Origin of the sequence: Paraburkholderia bryophila (assembly GCF_013409255.1) — a bacterium.
In the GTDB taxonomy this organism is placed as follows: Bacteria; Pseudomonadota; Gammaproteobacteria; order Burkholderiales; family Burkholderiaceae; genus Paraburkholderia.
The window spans coordinates 1,769,107-1,786,383 of sequence record NZ_JACCAS010000001.1 but is presented as its reverse complement, the minus strand read 5'-3'; the positions used below and the strand labels follow the sequence as shown (position 1 = coordinate 1,786,383).

The following is a 17,277-nucleotide window of genomic DNA, read 5'->3' as shown; positions in this document are numbered from 1 at the left end:
GTCTTTAAGCTAAACCCGAAGCACGCGCCGGATTGCCGCAACGCATCCGGCGCGGCGTAGAATAAAAATCATCCCATTCCCTTCCACTCTTCCCATCACGAGACGAGGTTCGCCATGAAGCGCATCACCGCAGTCATCAAACCGTTCAAACTCGACGAAGTGCGCGAGGCGCTCGCTGAAGTCGGCCTCACGGGTCTGACCGTGAGCGAGGTCAAAGGCTTCGGTCGCCAGAAAGGCCATACCGAGCTCTATCGTGGTGCAGAGTACGTGGTCGACTTTCTGCCGAAGGTGAAGATCGAAGTGGTGGTGGCGGACAATCAGTGCGACCAGGTGATCGACGCGATCATCGGCGCGGCGCGCACCGGCAAGATCGGCGACGGCAAGATTTTCGTGGCGGACGTGGAGCGTGTGATCCGGATTCGCACCGGCGAAGAAAACGAAGCGGCGGTTTGAACGCGCGTTCGGCTTCGCAACTTTAGTCCACGAATGCACCGCACCGGTGCGCCGGGGCTGAGGCAAAATCGCGCGCAGAAATAAAAAACGGTGCGATACCCTTTCGGACATCGCACCGATACGCGCCTCTCGCAGCAGCGTGAAAAAGATTCTCTTGAAGACTGTCTGACTCTGCCCCGGAGAAAGTCCCCCGGGGCTATCGTTCGCTTAGAACGAGTGTTGAATACCTGCGTACACGCCCGACTGTTGGTGACCCGGCAGCGGGTTGTCGTTGAAGCCACCACCCGTCGTCGCGCCGCCAGCACCTGCCGCGTTCGCTTCGAGACCGAAGTTGGCGGTCTTGCTGTTACGCACGGTCGCGACCTGGATGTCCAGCAGCGTCCGCTTGGACAGGTTGTACGAACCGCCCACCGTGTAGATCGTTGCGTTGCCACCGCCGTTGTTGGCGTTCACGTGATAGACCGCACCGATAAGCGCAGCGGCCGGCGTAGCTTGCCACGTCACGCCACCCCATTCGTGATTGAGGGTGGTCGGCGTGCCGTACGCGGTGCCGTTGGCACCCGCCGTGCGCACTGCCTGGAACGCGGCCTGAACCTTGAACTGGCCGAGGAAAACGTTGGCTGCGCCCGTGTATTCACGCGAGAAGTTGAACGGGTCGGCGAGACCGCCGTTGGCCGGGTTGCGGATTTCGTCGTACATGCCGCGCAACTGGAACAGCGAGGACGTGTACGTGACCTGTGCACCGGCTTCGCGACCTTGGGCCGTCGTGTTGTTACCGTTCCAGCTCGTGGCGTTCGACAGTGCGTATTGACCGTAGAAGTCAAAGCCAGCGATCTTCGGCGACTGGTATGCGAAGTTGTTGCTCGATTGCGGCCAGTTGCGGCCACGCACCAGCGACGCCGACGACCAGTTCGATTGACCGAACGGGTCGAAGTCCCACACGCCGTTGGAGATGTACAGCATACGGCCCATCGTGAAGGTACCGTACGCGTCGTTCGACAGGCCGACCGTTGCCCAACGATTGAAGAGACCGCCACCGCCAGGGCCCGTGCCGTTCATGGTGTTGAAGGAGCCTTCCAACTGGAACAGCACCTTGTTGCCGCCACCGATGTCCTCAACGCCCTTCATACCCCACAGGCTGGTACCCCAGTCGCCGCTTTCTGCCTTGAAACGGTTCGTCGATCCGCCATTGCCGTTCGACAGGCCGCTCATGTACTCCAGACCTGCATCCAGGCGGCCGTACAGCGTAACGCTGCTTTGGGCGTGCGCAATAACACCGGCCGACATCAGCGCCGCGGCGAGCAAAGCTTTCTTCATCTTCTCCTCCATACCCTGTCAAATAGTGAAACCCAGTACTGCGAATGGTGTTCGGACGCAAATGCGCCGAACAGAAATCGGTACCAGGGAGATTGGCGGGTGGATTGGGTCTCCTGCCGTGACGTGTAGCCTGGGGCTATCTGGTCGTCATGCCGATCCCTCGCCGACCGGTTCTCCTCTGTGCTTTGAAGTGAAACTACTTTTAATCAACTTTGTTTTGCTACTTTGGTTACTAATTTATCAAAAATACACTTCACTGGGAGAAGAAATTAGTACCTGCCCTGACCGATGTCTCCAAATTGCAATAAGAATGTGCGCAATGACCGTTTGCAACAGCTTCGAAAAAGGTGGAAACCCTTGCGTGATAAGGGAATCACGGATCGGCGGCAGCAACGTTAAGGATTGCCACTATTGACGCTTGAAAAGCAGCAGAGTAGGGCGGAAAGATGGGGCGGAGGACAGGCAGAGGGCAAGTTTTCGCGGCCAAAATGGCCCGAATACGCAGTTCAGCGAAGCAAAAAGGGCGCTCGTAAGCGCCCTGTAATGCTACTTTGACTACAGCCCAAATGATGGGCTATTCGACGGTGTTTATTTGAGGCTGCCGGACAGGAACTGTTTGAGGCGTTCGCTGCGGGTGTTTTTGAACACCTCGTCCGGATGGCCTTCTTCTTCCACGCGTCCCTGGTGCAGGAACATCACGTGATTCGAGACGTTGCGGGCGAACGCCATTTCGTGCGTCACGACGATCATCGTGCGGCCTTCCTCGGCGAGCGTCTGCATGACCTTGAGTACTTCGCCGACCAGTTCGGGATCGAGCGCGGAGGTCGGTTCGTCGAACAGCATCACGTCGGGCTGCATGGCCAATGCCCGCGCGATCGCCACGCGCTGCTGCTGGCCGCCCGACAGATGCGACGGGTACTGTTTCTCGAGACGCGGCGCGAGGCCCACTTTCTCCAGATACTCGCGGGCGCGTTCTTCGGCTTCCTTGCGCTTCAGGCCCAGCACGTTGATCGGCGCTTCGACGATGTTCTCGAGCACGTTCATGTGCGACCACAGGTTGAAGTGCTGGAACACCATCGACAGACGGGTCCGCACGCGCTGCAACTGCTTCGGGTCGGACACGCGCAGCGCGCCGTTCTTGTCGAGCTTCGTGCGTACTTCTTCGCCGTCGACGAAGATGCGGCCCGAGTTCGGTTGTTCGAGAAAGTTGATGCAGCGGAGCATCGTGCTCTTGCCCGAACCGGACGAACCGATCACGCTGATCACGTCGCCGGCATTGGCCTTCAGCGACACGCCCTTGAGGACTTCGTTGTCGCCGTACTGTTTGTGAAGCTCGTCGACGAAGAGCTTCTGCTTCTTGGTGTTCATCAGGATCCTTGAGCGTGCTGGCTGGCTGAGGGCGCGGTGCCCCGGGTTACTTGCCTTGCGGCCGCAGGTACGCGAGCCAGCGGCGCTCGGCGCGGCGGAACAGCCACACGAGCGCGAAAGAAATGCACAGATAGAGCAGGGCGGCGAGGCCGAACGCGTTGAACGACTGATAGGTCGCGGAGTTCACGTCGCGCGCGATCTTGAGGATGTCCGGCACGGTCGCGGTGAAGGCGACGGTGGTGGCGTGCAGCATCAGGATCACTTCGTTGCTGTAGTACGGCAGCGCGCGGCGCAGCGCCGACGGCAGAATCACGCGCCGGTACAGCGTGAACGACGACATGCCGTACGCGCGCGCCGCTTCGATCTCGCCGTACGGCGTCGCCTTGATCGCGCCGGCGAAAATCTCGGTGGTGTACGCGCAGGTGTTCAGCGTGAAGGCGAGCAGCGTGCAATGCATGCCGTCGCGGAAGAACGCGTTGGTGAGTTCGTGACTCCGCACGATCTCGAGGCTATACAAGCCGGTGTAGCAGAGCAGTAGTTGCACGTACAACGGTGTGCCGCGGAACACGTACGTATAGAGCCAAACCATGCCGCGCAGCCATTTCTTCTTCGACACGCGCGCTACCGCGAGCGGAATCGACAGGCAGAAACCGAGCCCGATCGACACCACCAGCAGCCACAACGTGATCGCCACGCCGGTGAGGCGGTAGCCGTCGGTATAGAGATAGTTGCGCCAGTATTCCTGAATGATCTCGATCATAGATCCGCCTTTCGTACGCCGGTCGAGTAACGCTTTTCGAGGTACATCAGCACGAAGTTGGACACTGTGGTGATGACGAGATAGATCGCCCCTGCGAGCAGGGTGAAGAAGAAGAACCGCAGCGTGCCCTTGCCGGCGTCCTGCGACGCCTTGACGACGTCGGCGAGACCGATGATCGACACCAGCGCCGTGGCCTTGACCATCACCTGCCAGTTATTGCCGATGCCGGGCAGCGCGAAACGCATCATCTGCGGGAACATGACGCGCGTGAACACCTGCCAGCCGGTCATGCCGTAGGCCGCGCCCGCTTCGAGCTGGCCGCGCGGCACCGCGAGAAACGCGCCGCGGAAGGTTTCGGTGAAGTACGCGCCGTAAATGAAGCCGAGCACCGCGACGCCGGCCACGAACGGATCGATATCGATCTGATCCCAGCCGAGCAGGTCGGTCAGGTTGTTCAGCCAGATCTGGATGCTATAGAACAGCAGCAGCATCAGCACCAGATCGGGCACGCCGCGCACGAGCGTCGTGTAGACGGTGCCAGCGCCCTGAGAGAAACGGTTCTTGGACAGTTTCGCCGCCGCGCCGAGCAGGCCCAGCACAAAAGCGAACGCCAGCGACAACACCGCCAGTTTGACGGTTTGCCAGGTGCCGTTAAGAAGCAGCGGGCCGTAGCCTTGAAGGTACATAGGGGGTCCTCGACGATGTGCCTGTGACACACCGTGAAAGACGCGGCCAGCTCCGCACCGCGTTTGCCGCGAGCCCGAGGCTCGCCGCGACCGGCGGCGCACAGCGCACCGCTGTGCAAATCATGACTGCATGGCCGTTGCCGGACGTGCAGCGCGCTTTTCGACTCTCGTGGTGACACTGCCTGTGAAGCTACTGCGGGTGACGCGACTTCTACTGCTTGACGACTGCCGACTGTATTACGAAGCGCCCAGCTCAGCGCCCAGGATAAATATCGACGTCGAAGTACTGCTTCTCCAGCTTCCTGAACGTGCCGTCCTGGTGAACCTGCGCCAGTGCCTTGTTGAACATCGCCTTCAGATCGGTATCTTCCTTGCGCAGGCCGATGGCCGTGCCTTCGCCGATCGTCTTCGGGTCCTTCACGTCCGGGCCGGCCCAGCCAAAGCCTTTGCCGCGCGGCGTCTTGAGGAAGCCCGCGTCGGCCTGGATTTCGTCTTGCAGCGTTGCGTCGAGGCGGCCCGACGCGAGGTCGGCGTAAACCTGATCCTGGTTCTGATAGGGCACCACGGTCACGCCTTTGGGTTCCCACCACGCTTTGGCGTACGCTTCCTGAGTCGAACCCTGTTCGACGCCGATGCGTTTGCCCTTCAGCGATTCGGGCGTCGGCAGCAGCGGCGAGCCGGCTTTGGCGATCATCCGGGCCGGCGCGTCGAACAGCTTGTCGGAGAAGTCGATCTGCTCGCGACGCTTGTCCGTGACGGTCAGCGACGACACGATCGCATCGTATTTCTTGCCCTTCAACGCCGGAATGATGCCGTCGAGATCTTGCTGGATCCACACGCACTTGACGTTCATCCGTGCGCACAGCGCATGCGTCAGATCGGCGTCGAAGCCGACGACCTGGCCGCTCGGCGCCACCGATTCGAACGGTGGATAGCTGGCGTCGACCCCGATGCGCACGGTCTTCCATTCCTTCGCCATCGCGCTGGTGGCCATGACCGCAAGCGCCACGCACAGTGCGAACTTCTTCATGTTTCTCCTGGATCAAACTGATCGTCGTGGTGCTTCGATCTCGACGAACGCCGGCTCGTGGCCGGCCGTCGCTATTCTAGGCGGTCAAAATTGTCGCGCCGCGCGGGATCGGAGATCGCTTCGCGGGCTGCGTTTTCAGACGGGGCGGCAGAGCCGCTGCGGCGTGGCGCGGGTTGGCGTGTTCTTGCGACCCGGCTGTCAGGCCCGGCCGGCGTGCCTTCGGCGCCCACGTGGCTTGAAAAGGGCGGTATTTTACCCGAACAGGGACGCGGCGCCAGTGCGGCGCATGCCCCCGCGGGCTTCGATTGCATGGATTTGTGGAACGATCCGGTGCGGCCGTGCCGATTGTGTAGCGCGCCGTGCGCCCCTACATTGAGAGCATCGCCAATTACTCACCGGGAGTCCTTCCATGATCGAGATCCGCCGTTCCGAAGAACGCGGCCACGCCAACCACGGCTGGCTCGACTCATATCACAGCTTCTCTTTCGCCGACTATCGCGATTCGCAACACGTGCATTTCGGGCCGTTGCGGGTCATCAACGAAGACCGCATCGCCGGTGGCCAGGGCTTCGGCACGCATAGCCATCGCGATATGGAAATCGTCACGTATGTGCTGGACGGCGCGCTGGCGCACCGCGACAGCATGGGCAACGGCTCGACCATCCGTCCGGGCGACGTGCAGCGCATGAGCGCCGGCACGGGCGTGCAGCACAGCGAGTACAACGCGTCGCCGGAGGACGAGGCGCATCTGTTGCAGATCTGGGTGATTCCGCAACGCACGGGCGACGTCCCCAGCTACGAGGAAAAACGTTTCGTCGATGCCGACAAGCGCGGCCGTCTGCGCGTCGTCGCGTCACCCGACGGCCGCGACGGCTCGGTGACGATCCACGCGGACGCCTCGATCTACGCGGCGCTGATCGACGGTGCGGAACACGCTACGCTGACGTTGCCGGCGGGGCGTCTCGCGTATGTGCATGTAGCGCGCGGCGCGCTGACGGTGAACGGCGAAGCGCTCCATGCGGGCGACGCGGCCAAGCTCAGCGAGGTCGACACGGTGACGCTGGAGAAGGGCGAAGACGCTGAAGTGCTGCTGTTCGATCTCGGGCCGCTGAACGGGTGATGAGTCTGGCGCTCGAGCGTCTGCTTCGTTGGGCGCTTGAACGCCGTCGCGCCTGAACCGAAGGGCGGCGCGCCCCACCAAACAAAAACGCCACGGGAAAATTTCCGTGGCGTTTTTGCATCCGGAAGGCAGCCGCAGCCGCCACCTTCCGCCTACACTGCGGCTCATTACTGATTCGCAGCCGGCGCCGACGCTGCGCCCTTGTGATGTTCCCAACGCTCGCGCATCTTGTCGTGACGCGCTTCCATCTTGGCAAAACGCTGCTTCAGCGCCGTGCTGACGGTGGTCTTCTGCTGATCGTTCAGGCCGTTGTAGAACGACAGCCACGCGTCGGAGGTTTGCTGACGCAGTTGCGCGTCTTTCTGCTCGACCTGCTGATGCGCGGCGGACATTGCGTTCAGATCCAGGATCGGCTGTTGCTGCGCGGCCTTGAACTGATCCTTGATCTGCTCGTGGTTGGCGCGCATTGCCTCATGGTTCTGCTTCATCGTGTTGAGTGCGGCTTGCCACTGCTTTTCCTGATCCGCGTTGAGCTTCAACTGGTCGTGCAACTGCGTGAGTTGCTTCATGAAACCGCCGTGCCAGCCGCCGGGGCCGCCGTGACCGGCGGGTTGGGCGGCATAGGCCGCGCCCGCGCCGATGGCGAGAGCAGTGGCGGCAACGGCGAGAACGCGCGACATCTTTTTGGTGGACATGTAAGGCTCCTTGTAATGGAATAGCCGACGATGCAACCGATAAACGTGGACGGCCTGCATTCGGTAAGACACAGCGTAGAGAACTGCGTCGCGCGCTGTGTTACGTGGCTTGATTCGGCTATTACGGGTCATTACGGGTGGCTTTCACCGTAACAACCGGTAACCCTTGAAGGCCGTCCGGAAACGAAAACCCTTTCAGCTGCGCGTTAAACTCCATCCCATGGCTACTCAAATACTGGTTGTCGACGACGACGTCGAATTGCGTGATCTGCTGCGCGACTATCTGGCCCGTCAGGGCATCGAAGTCTCGGTGCTGCACGACGCGGGCTCGCTCGAGCGCAGGCTCGAACGCGAGCGTCCGGACCTGATCGTGCTCGATCTGATGATGCCGGGCGTCGACGGTTTGACGGCGCTGCGCAAGCTGCGCGCGTCGGGCGACGACATTCCCGTGATCATGCTCACCGCGCGTGCGGACGACGTCGACCGGATCGTCGGTCTGGAACTCGGCGCCGACGACTACCTCGGCAAGCCGTTCAACCCGCGCGAGTTGCTGGCGCGCGTGCAGGCCGTGCTGCGGCGGCGGCGCACGTTGCCGTCGGCGGCTGCGCCGGAACAGCGCGAACCGTTCAACTTCGGCCGCTTCACGCTCGACTTCCAGTCGCGCACGCTGAATCTGGAAGACAAGCCGCTCACGCTGTCCGGCAGCGAATTCGCGCTGCTGAAGATTTTTGTCAATCACCCCATGCGCACGCTGACACGCGAACGCCTGCTCGAACTGCTGCACGGTCCGGAATACGACGGCACCGACCGTGGCATCGACGTGCAGGTGTGGCGTCTGCGTCGCATTCTCGAAACCGATCCGTCCACGCCGCGCTTCATTCAAACGGTGCGCGGCCGTGGTTACGTGTTCGTGCCGGATGGCGAACAGCATGCGCCGGCCCATTGATTCGCTCTTCGGACGGCTGGCGCTGCTAGTCGTCGCGGTTCTGCTCCTGTCGCATTTCGCGTGGTTCGCGCTGATGCGCCTGGAGCGCAGCCAATTGCAAACGCGCTACGCGGTGGAAGAAGCCACGTTCCTCGTCGACGCGGTGCGTCAGCACGTCGAGCATTCGCCGGACCAGCCGTTGCCGTCCCGCGTCAAGCTGGTCGACCCGTCTAGCCCGGACGTGCCGGCGGAGCGAACCAACTTGCCGGCGCCGCTCGAACGCTTTATCGAAGATGCGCGCGACCGCATGCCGCCCGGCACCCAGGTGCGCGTCGGCGAGCCGGGCCGGCCGCCCGCGCTGTGGGTGCGCGGCGCGTCGGACGCCAACTGGATCGTCGTGCCGGTGCAGCCGTTGCGTCCGCCGCGCTCGCTCGACCGCACCATGCTGTGGCTCGCCATCATTTTCTCGTTTGCCGTGATGGCGGCGCTGTTCGCCGCGTGGGCACTGCAACGTCCGTTGCGTTCGCTGGCTCAGGCCGTGGCGCGTTTCGGCCGCGGCTTGCCCGTGCCGCCGGTGCCGGAGCGTGGTCCGCGGGAGTTGCGGCAACTGACTCACGGTTTCAATCAGATGGTGCAGGAAGTGGCGCGTACGGAAAACGATCGCGCGGTGATGCTGGCCGGCGTCGCGCACGACCTCAAGACGCCGCTGGCGCGTCTGCGACTGCGCGCCGAAATGATGGAAGAAGTGAAGATGCGCGACGGCGTGGTCCGCGACGTCGATTCGATGACGCATATCGTCGAGCAATTCCTGGTGTTCGCACACGACGGCGCCGATCGCAGCGAAGCCGTCGAAGTCGACGCGCAATGCGAGCGGGTGGTGCGCAGCTATCGCGCGGTGGCCGGCGGTACGCCCGCCGTGCAGACCGAGTTGCATGCGGGGTCGGCGTTCCTGCTGCCGGCCGCCACGCTCGACCGGATTCTGTCGAACCTGCTCGATAACGCACACGCGTATGGCGCGCCGCCGATCGTCGTCGCCACCGCGCGCACCGCGCAGGGCTATACGCTGACGGTCAGCGACAGCGGCGGCGGTATCGCCGCGCAAGATCTGATCAATGCCAGCCGGCCGTTCGTGCGGCTCGATCCGGCACGCGGCGGCAACGGTCATAGCGGGCTGGGGCTCGCGATCGTCGAGCGGCTGGTGCGGCGGGCAGGCGGGGAGTGGGAGCTCGGCAACCACGGCGGCCGTGGTTTGCGCGTGTTGATGAGCTTCCCGTTTGAGGCGGTGCCGCGAATCGCGGCGATCTCGGAAAGCGTCTGGTAATTTGCTGCGTGCGGCCGCTCATTCGCGGCCGCTCACTTCTCTGGTTCTCAAGTTCAATACGCCAAGCCAGCACGCTAGTCCGAGAACAGCGTGTTCAGCGCATTGGCCGCGTCGCTGTCCACCGTATTCCACGTCACCGTTTCGGCTTCGAAAATATAGTGCGTGGTGTATTTGCCGAGCCGCGCCAGGATCTCCTCCTGAATCAGTTCCGGCGCAACCTCCAGCTTCAGATACCACGCGGTCGACGACAGGCGCGTCTGGAACGCGCCGTATTCAGCCAGCAGATGATCGAATGCGTGCGCATCCTGATCCCGACAGACGATGACCAAATTTCCCTTCATGCGAATCTCCCGTTAAAGCGGTAGCGGCAACCTAGATATCAGGGTCGATCATACCTGCTTCATTACGGGAGCCACGAGCGAGGGACTTGCGTTGCGTCAGTGGCGCTGCATCGAGGCGCGCTTCGCTACGCGTGCCGGCAGCGTGTGCAGCGAAGCCACGGTGGCAAGCGTGGCGCCATGCTCACCAGACGTTGGCCACGGTACGCGTGGGCGGCGCGGTGTCGTCGGGCGGCAACGCTTCGGTACGATCGCGGCCGCCCGATTTGGCCGCGTAGAGCGCGGTGTCCGCGCGGCTCATGATCCGCTCGGGCAGGTCGTCGGGCGACAGTTCGGTAATGCCGATGCTCACGCTCAAACCCACCGAAGCCGGCAACTTCGGCGAAGGTATGGCCTTTAGCCGCAACCGCAAACGCTCGACCACTTCACGGCCGCCGGCCAGATCGGTAGCCGGCAGCAGCAGGCCGAACTCTTCGCCACCCAGCCGGCCGATCGCATCGGAGCCGCGTAGTTCGGCGCGGCAGGTGTCGACGAAATGTTCGAGCGCGCGGTCGCCGGCGGCGTGGCCGAAGCGGTCGTTGATCTGCTTGAAGTGATCGAGGTCGGCGATCGCCATGCACAGCGGCTCGTTGTTGGCATGCGCGCGCTCGATCTCGTGGCGCAGCAGGTCGAGGAAGTAGCGCCGCGACAGCGCCCCGGTCAGCGCGTCGTGGCGCGCCTCGGCCGACAGCAGCGTATTGGCCGACTGCAACTGCTCGGCGAGGTCGCGCGTGGCGCGATGGTGGCGCCGCTCGCGCACATACGACACGGTGATCACCCAAGCCAGCGCGACTGTGCCGGCCAGCGTCAGGAACACCAGTAAGTGATCGCGCTTGTGATTGCGCAACAGTTCGGGCCAGGCCGCCAGCGGATCGACCAGATGCGCCGAGAGCCCCGAATTCAATCCGGTGCGGGCCTGATACAGGGACGGCACCGGCCGCTCGCTCATACCGAACAACTGCCCGGCGATCGACGCGGGCACCCACGGCGCCTGGTCGCGCACCTGGCCGTCGACCTGAATGCTGATATCGGTGAATGCCTCGCGGCGGTAGACGATCCTGCGGTCGGCGTCGCTCATCTGCATGACGTGCGAATTCGGCAGCGCGTGGCCTTCGAGCGCGCTGTTGTGCGCCATGATGATGACGCCGTTTTCATCGGCGACGAAGGTGCCGGCATGCGCGACCCAGTGGCGCAGCCGCGCGATCCCGACCTTGGCGACCACCACGCCGACCAGCAGGCCATCGGCATAAACCGGCGCGGCGATGAAGATGCCCGGCTCGCCGCTCGCCCGGCCGACGCCATAGGCTTCGGCAAAAGCCCCAAGCAGTGCGTTGGCCAGATAGCCGCGCTCGCGCATGTCGATCCCGACGAACGACTGCTGCGCCGCCTGCGGATTGCTGATGGAGTTGCTCGAGGCGACGCAGATGCCGTTGGCGTTGACGAGCCAGATCTGGTCGAGCCCGGAGAAGCCTTGCGCGTCGTGCAGGAACTCGCTCACGGCGCTCATGCGTGCGTCTTTTAACAGTGCGGCGTGCAGGGCGGGTTCCGCCGCTGCGCCGTTCGCGGCATAATTCTGGGATTGCACCAGCGCGTGCTGGACGACGTCCATTTCGGCCATGGTGGCGGGAATGGCCCGCGACATCGCAAGGTCGCTGGCAATCACTTCCGCCATGTTGTCGACGATCGACGTGGACATCTGCCGCTGCGCGTGCAGGGCCGCGTCCAGCTCTTGCTGTACCATCCGGTCCGCGACCATGCCGGCCACGAACCAGCAAACCAGTACGATCAGCGCGAAGCTGATCGGTCCGGTTGCCTGGCGCAAGGTTGTCCTGTTCATCGACCCTCTGATCCGTCTGGCTGTGACATGCAACTAGCTCGTTCGTGGCAGCGCGCTGGCGCTGTTCGGCTTCCGTGGAAGCGGCTTGCGATGCGCCGCTGCCGTGTCCCGGCGTGGTGGCCGGACAGAGCTCCGGCCGGTGCGTCGTCTCCTGATTTTAACCGTCATGGGGCCTGACGCCACCGTTATTGCGGGAATGCAAACGGTGTGTCGCGGCGATCAGGTTGATAACGGCAGTCCAGCCCGTTTCTTGATGGTCGTGCGGGTTTTCCGCACGCGAAGCTGACGACTGGATTAAGCCCGACTTGAAACCCGGCCAGGCTTGAATCAGACGTTCGCAGCGAGATATTGCTATTTAGCGCGAAAGGTTGTGCCTGAAACATAGGATGGTGTAGTGTCGTGCCGTCCAAAACAAGGAAAGCCCGCCAGCCTTCGGGCGGCGCCTGCGGCGACAGGAGTCCGGCTCGATGGTTGCGGTCCGGGACGGCTCGTCCACGGACACGGCCGTCACCGGCCCACGTGTCTCCAACGCTAACGATTTACCGCGCCCACGCGTTTTTGCCATGCCTGATTTCCGCTTTCCGGACCGATCTTCAGACCGTCGCGCGCCTGCCTCGGCCTCCTTCGCACGTTTCGCTTTCATCAACGGGGAGGGTCTCTGATGGATTTCAGCTTCAACCTGAAGCGCACCGCCAATGCGTCCGCATGGCGGGTGTTGCCCAACCGCTGGGACTTCGTCGCGTTTCCGCTGATCATCTGCATCATCGCGATGGCGGCGATCGGTTTCCACGAAACGCTGGCGCCGATATCGACGCTCAAGACCCAGGCTATCTCGCTCGACCCGTCGAACCTGCCTGAATATGCCATGCGCACCACGTTGCGCATGCTCGCAGCGATGGTCGCGTCGCTGCTGTTCACGCTCGTGTACGGCACGCTGGCGGCCAAGAGCCGGCGCGCCGGTCTGGTGCTGGTGCCGATTCTCGACATCCTGCAGTCGGTGCCGGTGCTGGGCTACATTTCGTTTACGGTCACCTTCTTTCTCGCGCTGTTTCCAGGCCGCGTGCTCGGCGCCGAACTGGCGGCGATCTTCGCGATCTTCACGAGCCAGGCGTGGAACATGACGTTCAGCTTCTATCAGTCGCTGCGCACGGTGCCGCGCGATCTGGACGAAGTGTCGCGCGGCTTCCATCTGACCTCGTGGCAACGCTTCTGGAAGCTCGAAGTGCCGTTCTCGATGCCCGGCCTCATCTGGAACATGATGATGTCGATGTCGGGCGGCTGGTTCTTCGTGGTCGCTTCGGAAGCGATCACCGTCGGCAATAACACGATCACGCTGCCGGGTATCGGCGCGTTTCTCGCACAGGCGATCTCCGACAAAAACCTGCACGCGATCGGCTGGGTGATTCTCGCCATGACGGTCGTGATTCTCGCGTACGACCAGTTCCTGTTCCGTCCGCTGGTCGCGTGGGCCGACAAGTTCCGCATGGAAAACACCAGCTCGGGCGACGCGCCGGAGTCGTGGCTGCTTGACCTGATCCGCCGCACGCATCTGATTCACCGTCTGCTGGTGCCGCTCGGCTGGATGTTCGCGAAAGCCGCGCGGGTGAATTTCAGCCTGCCGGCGTTCCGTGCGCCGAGCTTCGCGATTCCGCGCAGCCAGAAGAGTTCGCGTTTCGGCGACATGCTCTGGGCCGCGCTGGTGCTGGTCGCCACGGTGTACGTGGTGTATCGCGTGTTCACTTACGTGCGTACCGGCGTCTCGCTCGACGAGGTCGGCCACGTGTTTATCCTCGGGCTCATCACGCTGTTGCGGGTGATTCTGCTGATCGCGATCGCCTCGGTGATCTGGGTGCCGATTGGGATTCTGATCGGACTGCGTCCGGCGCTGGCTGAGAAGATCCAGCCGCTTGCGCAGTTCCTCGCCGCGTTCCCGGCCAACCTGCTGTTCCCGGTGTTCGTGATCGTGATCGTGCGCTTTCACCTGAACCCGGACATCTGGCTGTCGCCGCTGATCGTGCTCGGCACGCAGTGGTATATCCTGTTCAACGTGATTGCCGGCGCCAGTTCGTACCCGAACGATTACCGCGAAGCCGCCAAGAACTTCCAGATTCGCGGCTGGCAATGGTGGCGTCAGATCATGCTGCCGGGCATCTTCCCGTACTACGTGACCGGTGCGATCACCGCGTCGGGCGGCGCGTGGAATGCGAGTATCGTCGCGGAATTCGTGCAGTGGGGCGACACCAAGGTCGCCGCGCACGGCCTGGGCGCCTACATCGCGCAAACCACGGCGGCCGGCGACTATCCGAAGATCATTATGGGCATCGCCGTGATGTCCCTGTTCGTGACTCTGTTCAACCGCCTGCTGTGGCGTCCGATGTACGCCTATGCCGAAGCCAAGCTCCGGCTCGATTAAGTAATAAAGGCTAAACGCGATGCAAAATCCTAAAGCTGCTATGACCGCCGCGCCGATCCAGACTCCGCCGATGCCGCCGCGCCTCGGCGAAGAGATCCTGCGCGTCAAGGACGTGTGCCGCGGGTTCAACAAGTCGCAGGGCGAGCTGCTCGTCCTCGACGACGCGAATCTGTCGCTGCGCGAAGGCGAGATCGTCGGGTTGCTGGGCCGTTCGGGCTCGGGCAAGTCGACGCTGTTGCGCATCATCGCCGGTTTGATCGAACCGACCGACGGCGAAGTCACGTATCTGGGCAAGCCGCTCAGCGGTCCCGCGCGCGGCATTGCGATGGTGTTTCAGACCTTCGCGCTGTTCCCGTGGCTGACCGTGCTGCAGAACGTGGAAGCGGGTCTCGAGGCGCAAGGCGTCGGCGCGAGCGAGCGGCGCACCCGCGCGCTGGCCGCGATCGATCTGATCGGTCTGGACGGCTTCGAAAACGCTTATCCGCGCGAGTTGTCGGGCGGCATGCGTCAGCGCGTCGGCTTTGCCCGCGCGCTGGTGGTCGACCCCACGCTGCTGCTGATGGACGAGCCTTTCTCCGCGCTCGACGTGCTGACCGCCGAAACGCTGCGTACCGACCTGCTCGATCTGTGGACGCAAGGCCGCATGCCGATCAAGGCGGTGCTGATCGTCACGCACAACATCGAAGAAGCGGTGTTCATGTGCGATCGGATTCTGGTGCTGTCGTCGAATCCGGGCCGCGTGATCGCCGAGATCAAGGTGCCGTTCAAGCACCCGCGCAACCGCCTGGATCCGGCGTTCCGCCGCCTCGTCGACGAGATCTACGCGAAGATGACCGCGCGTCAGACCGACGAAAAGACCAAGAAGGGCCTCGAGTTGCATAGCTGGCTGCCGCACGTTTCGACCAACCTGATGGCCGGTTTGATCGAAACGCTGGCTGCCGCGCCGTACCACGGCCGCGCCGACATGCCGGAAATCGCCCGTTCACTGCATCTGGAGGTCGACGATCTGTTCCCGGTGGCCGAAGTGCTGCAACACCTCGGTTTCGCCGACGTGCGCGAAGGCGACATTTTCCTGACGCCGCCGGCACGGGTGTTCTCCGAGTTCGGTACACAGGAACGGAAGATGATGTTCGCCGAGCATCTGTTGCGGCACGTGCCGCTCGCCGCGCGGATCAAGAAGGTGTTGAACGAACGGCCGGGGCATCGCGCGCCGCGGGTGCGCTTCGAGCAGGAGCTGGAGGATTTTCTGTCGGACAGCGCGGCGGAAGAGACGCTCGACGCAGTCATCAACTGGGGCCGTTATGGCGAGATCTTCTCGTATAACGACCAGACCGAAATCTTCAGTCTGGAAGACGTGGAGTCTTAAGCGCGGCTAAGGCGGCGCAGTTCGAATCGCCAGGACGCAGCAAGCAAAAACGGCAGGGGAGACCCTGCCGTTTTTTTATTGCCGTGTGCTTGATGCGGCGTGCCTGGCGCCAAGCGCCTGGTGCCGCGCGTTTGTTGCCGACGGCTTGCCGCTGAATGCGTAGCGCCGACTGCGTAGCCCGAAGGCTTATTGCAGATTGCCCCAACGCTCGACCGCCGGTTCCGCCGACGCCCACTTCCAGCCCTTATCCTGCTGACACGCGCTGGCCGTATACCAGTCCTCGTGCGCTTTGGCACCCTCGCCGTCCTGCACCGAGAACACGAACTCCTTGCACAGCGCGAGCGCCGAGCCGAATGCGCGCGTCACGCGCACCTGGCCGTGGCCGTTCTCGATGGGCAGCGTGTGTTTGATCGCCCACGGCCGTGTTTCGCCGACCGGCATCGCCCCCGCGAGCGCGGCGATCAGGTTCTGCTGGTCTTCGTGCATGTTGCGCATATAGCGGCCGACGGCTTCGTCGGTGGCGGCTTGCACCGCGATGCCGACGCCGATACCGATCGCGGGGTTCGACGTCACCAGACCCGACGCGACCCCGGCGGCCGCGCCGCTCGCCGCGCCGACCGACGAGCAGCCGCTCGTCAACAGCGCCGCGCCGACGCACACTGCGCCGGCCAGCACGAGCCGCAATGGGTGACCTGAGAGCACGGCGCGCAACGGGCGACGTGTGCCCCCGGCGGCGGCTGAAGAAGCCGCAGACGAGCCCGCCGTCATTGCAGCGCACCCCAGCGTTCGGTAGCCGGCTCGGCCGACGCCCATTTCCAGTTGTCGCCGTCGCGACAGATCGACGCGACATAAAACGCGCTGCTGGCCGGCACATTCTTGGTGGCGGCAGTGTCGACCGAGAAGACGATTTCCTTGCAGTCGAGCGCGCCCGCGCTGATCGCTCGGCTGACGGTCACGCGGCCGTGTTCGTCGTCTTCGATCGGGAACGAGTGGGTCACGCTCCACGGCGCGACCGCGCCGACGTCGAGCGGTCCGGCGATTTTGGCGATGCCGTCCTGCGTATTCGTGTGGACCACGCGCTCCGAATACTGCACGCCGGCTCTGGCCGCGGCGACCGCGCCGAGACCGATGCCGGTGGCGACCGCCGCATTGCTGGTGACTTTGGCCGCGAGCGCGGCGCCCCCAATACCGGCGCCGGCCACGGCGCCTTCCGAGTACAGCGAACTACAGCCGCTCAACGCCGACGAGATCGCTACGGCCAGCGCAACGACCGCGGTTGCATTGGAACGTCCACGCCCGGCCGTCTGTTTTACCCATTCGGCCCACACCATACTTTTTTGCATTTCCCTGTCTCTGCTCCTGCAAGTGCCTTTCGTTTCACGCGTGAATAGCGCCGGGTGAGCGAGCGGCACGTCATCCCAATGCGACAACTACGCGGCACTACGTGCTGCCGCATTTTGCAGGATGCCATTTGTAATTGGCAGTGGGAAAGTGCAAGCAATTGCAAAAAGTGGTGCGATTCAAACGGGTTTCTGATTGACAGTTACCCGTTTGATTGGCGGTGCGAAGGGATTATCGACGTGCTTGTCAGTGTGCCGGGAAGCCGCGT

16 protein-coding genes are annotated in these 17,277 nt (G+C 63.2%); 6 read left to right on the top strand and 10 right to left on the bottom strand.

Annotated elements, in window-relative coordinates; all coding sequences use genetic code 11:
- Positions 1-114 precede the first annotated feature (114 nt).
- Complete coding sequence (gene glnK, locus GGD40_RS08010) at positions 115-453, top strand: P-II family nitrogen regulator (protein WP_179706158.1); 339 nt, start codon at positions 115-117, stop codon at positions 451-453.
- 207 nt (positions 454-660) lie between these two features.
- Here the strand turns inward: glnK and GGD40_RS08005 are convergent, their stop codons facing one another.
- The 5 genes from GGD40_RS08005 to GGD40_RS07985 all read right to left on the bottom strand — a co-directional run bounded on the left by GGD40_RS08005 (position 661) and on the right by GGD40_RS07985 (position 5,614).
- Complete coding sequence (locus GGD40_RS08005; protein ID WP_179743300.1) at positions 661-1,770, bottom strand: porin; 1,110 nt, start codon at positions 1,768-1,770, stop codon at positions 661-663.
- A 588-nt stretch (positions 1,771-2,358) separates the two neighbouring features.
- Positions 2,359-3,138: an ABC transporter ATP-binding protein gene (locus tag GGD40_RS08000; RefSeq protein WP_179706154.1), complete on the bottom strand. Its 780-nt coding sequence runs from the start codon at positions 3,136-3,138 to the stop codon at positions 2,359-2,361.
- A 46-nt stretch (positions 3,139-3,184) separates the two neighbouring features.
- Positions 3,185-3,898, bottom strand: coding sequence for an ABC transporter permease (locus tag GGD40_RS07995; RefSeq protein ID WP_179706152.1), 714 nt, complete (start codon positions 3,896-3,898; stop codon positions 3,185-3,187).
- A complete protein-coding gene (locus GGD40_RS07990) occupies positions 3,895-4,584 on the bottom strand; it encodes an ABC transporter permease (RefSeq protein WP_179706150.1) in 690 nt (229 codons plus the stop codon). Before GGD40_RS07990 ends, GGD40_RS07995 begins: the two co-directional genes overlap by 4 nt.
- A 253-nt stretch (positions 4,585-4,837) precedes the next feature.
- Positions 4,838-5,614 carry an ABC transporter substrate-binding protein gene (locus GGD40_RS07985; protein ID WP_179706148.1) on the bottom strand — a complete coding sequence of 259 codons (777 nt, stop codon included), beginning with the start codon at positions 5,612-5,614 and terminating at the stop codon, positions 4,838-4,840.
- Between the two features lie 409 nt (positions 5,615-6,023).
- On the opposite strand from GGD40_RS07985, the gene GGD40_RS07980 reads away from it, so the two are divergent.
- Entirely contained in the window at positions 6,024-6,734 is a 711-nt protein-coding gene (locus GGD40_RS07980; RefSeq protein ID WP_179743299.1) for a pirin family protein, read from the top strand.
- A 167-nt stretch (positions 6,735-6,901) separates the two neighbouring features.
- Here the strand turns inward: GGD40_RS07980 and GGD40_RS07975 are convergent, their stop codons facing one another.
- Positions 6,902-7,429, bottom strand: a complete 528-nt coding sequence (locus GGD40_RS07975; RefSeq protein ID WP_179706144.1) for a periplasmic heavy metal sensor — start codon at positions 7,427-7,429, stop codon at positions 6,902-6,904.
- A 220-nt stretch (positions 7,430-7,649) separates the two neighbouring features.
- On the opposite strand from GGD40_RS07975, the gene GGD40_RS07970 reads away from it, so the two are divergent.
- Together GGD40_RS07970 and GGD40_RS07965 are read left to right on the top strand one after the other, a co-directional pair.
- Entirely contained in the window at positions 7,650-8,375 is a 726-nt protein-coding gene (locus tag GGD40_RS07970; RefSeq protein WP_179706142.1) for a response regulator, read from the top strand.
- Positions 8,359-9,675 carry an ATP-binding protein gene (locus GGD40_RS07965; protein ID WP_179743298.1) on the top strand — a complete coding sequence of 439 codons (1,317 nt, stop codon included), beginning with the start codon at positions 8,359-8,361 and terminating at the stop codon, positions 9,673-9,675. Before GGD40_RS07970 ends, GGD40_RS07965 begins: the two co-directional genes overlap by 17 nt.
- A gap of 74 nt (positions 9,676-9,749) precedes the next feature.
- Here GGD40_RS07965 and GGD40_RS07960 read toward each other — a convergent pair whose 3' ends face one another.
- Both GGD40_RS07960 and GGD40_RS07955 read right to left on the bottom strand, forming a co-directional pair.
- A complete protein-coding gene (locus GGD40_RS07960; RefSeq protein WP_179743297.1) occupies positions 9,750-10,016 on the bottom strand; it encodes a hypothetical protein in 267 nt (88 codons plus the stop codon).
- Between the two features lie 181 nt (positions 10,017-10,197).
- Positions 10,198-11,889 (bottom strand): sensor domain-containing diguanylate cyclase, encoded by a 1,692-nt coding sequence (locus tag GGD40_RS07955; RefSeq protein ID WP_179743296.1) that lies wholly within the window; start codon positions 11,887-11,889, stop codon positions 10,198-10,200.
- A gap of 661 nt (positions 11,890-12,550) precedes the next feature.
- On the opposite strand from GGD40_RS07955, the gene GGD40_RS07950 reads away from it, so the two are divergent.
- Both GGD40_RS07950 and GGD40_RS07945 read left to right on the top strand, forming a co-directional pair.
- Entirely contained in the window at positions 12,551-14,302 is a 1,752-nt protein-coding gene (locus GGD40_RS07950; protein WP_179743295.1) for an ABC transporter permease, read from the top strand.
- Between the two features lie 19 nt (positions 14,303-14,321).
- Positions 14,322-15,668: an ABC transporter ATP-binding protein gene (locus GGD40_RS07945; protein WP_035552249.1), complete on the top strand. Its 1,347-nt coding sequence runs from the start codon at positions 14,322-14,324 to the stop codon at positions 15,666-15,668.
- Between the two features lie 186 nt (positions 15,669-15,854).
- On the opposite strand, the gene GGD40_RS07940 is transcribed toward GGD40_RS07945, so the two are convergent.
- Both GGD40_RS07940 and GGD40_RS07935 read right to left on the bottom strand, forming a co-directional pair.
- On the bottom strand, positions 15,855-16,481 hold the full coding sequence (locus GGD40_RS07940) for a hypothetical protein (protein WP_373565262.1): 627 nt from the start codon (positions 16,479-16,481) through the stop codon (positions 15,855-15,857).
- Positions 16,433-17,011 carry a hypothetical protein gene (locus GGD40_RS07935; RefSeq protein ID WP_179706131.1) on the bottom strand — a complete coding sequence of 193 codons (579 nt, stop codon included), beginning with the start codon at positions 17,009-17,011 and terminating at the stop codon, positions 16,433-16,435. The genes GGD40_RS07940 and GGD40_RS07935 overlap by 49 nt, the downstream gene beginning before the upstream one ends.
- Positions 17,012-17,277 lie beyond the last annotated feature (266 nt).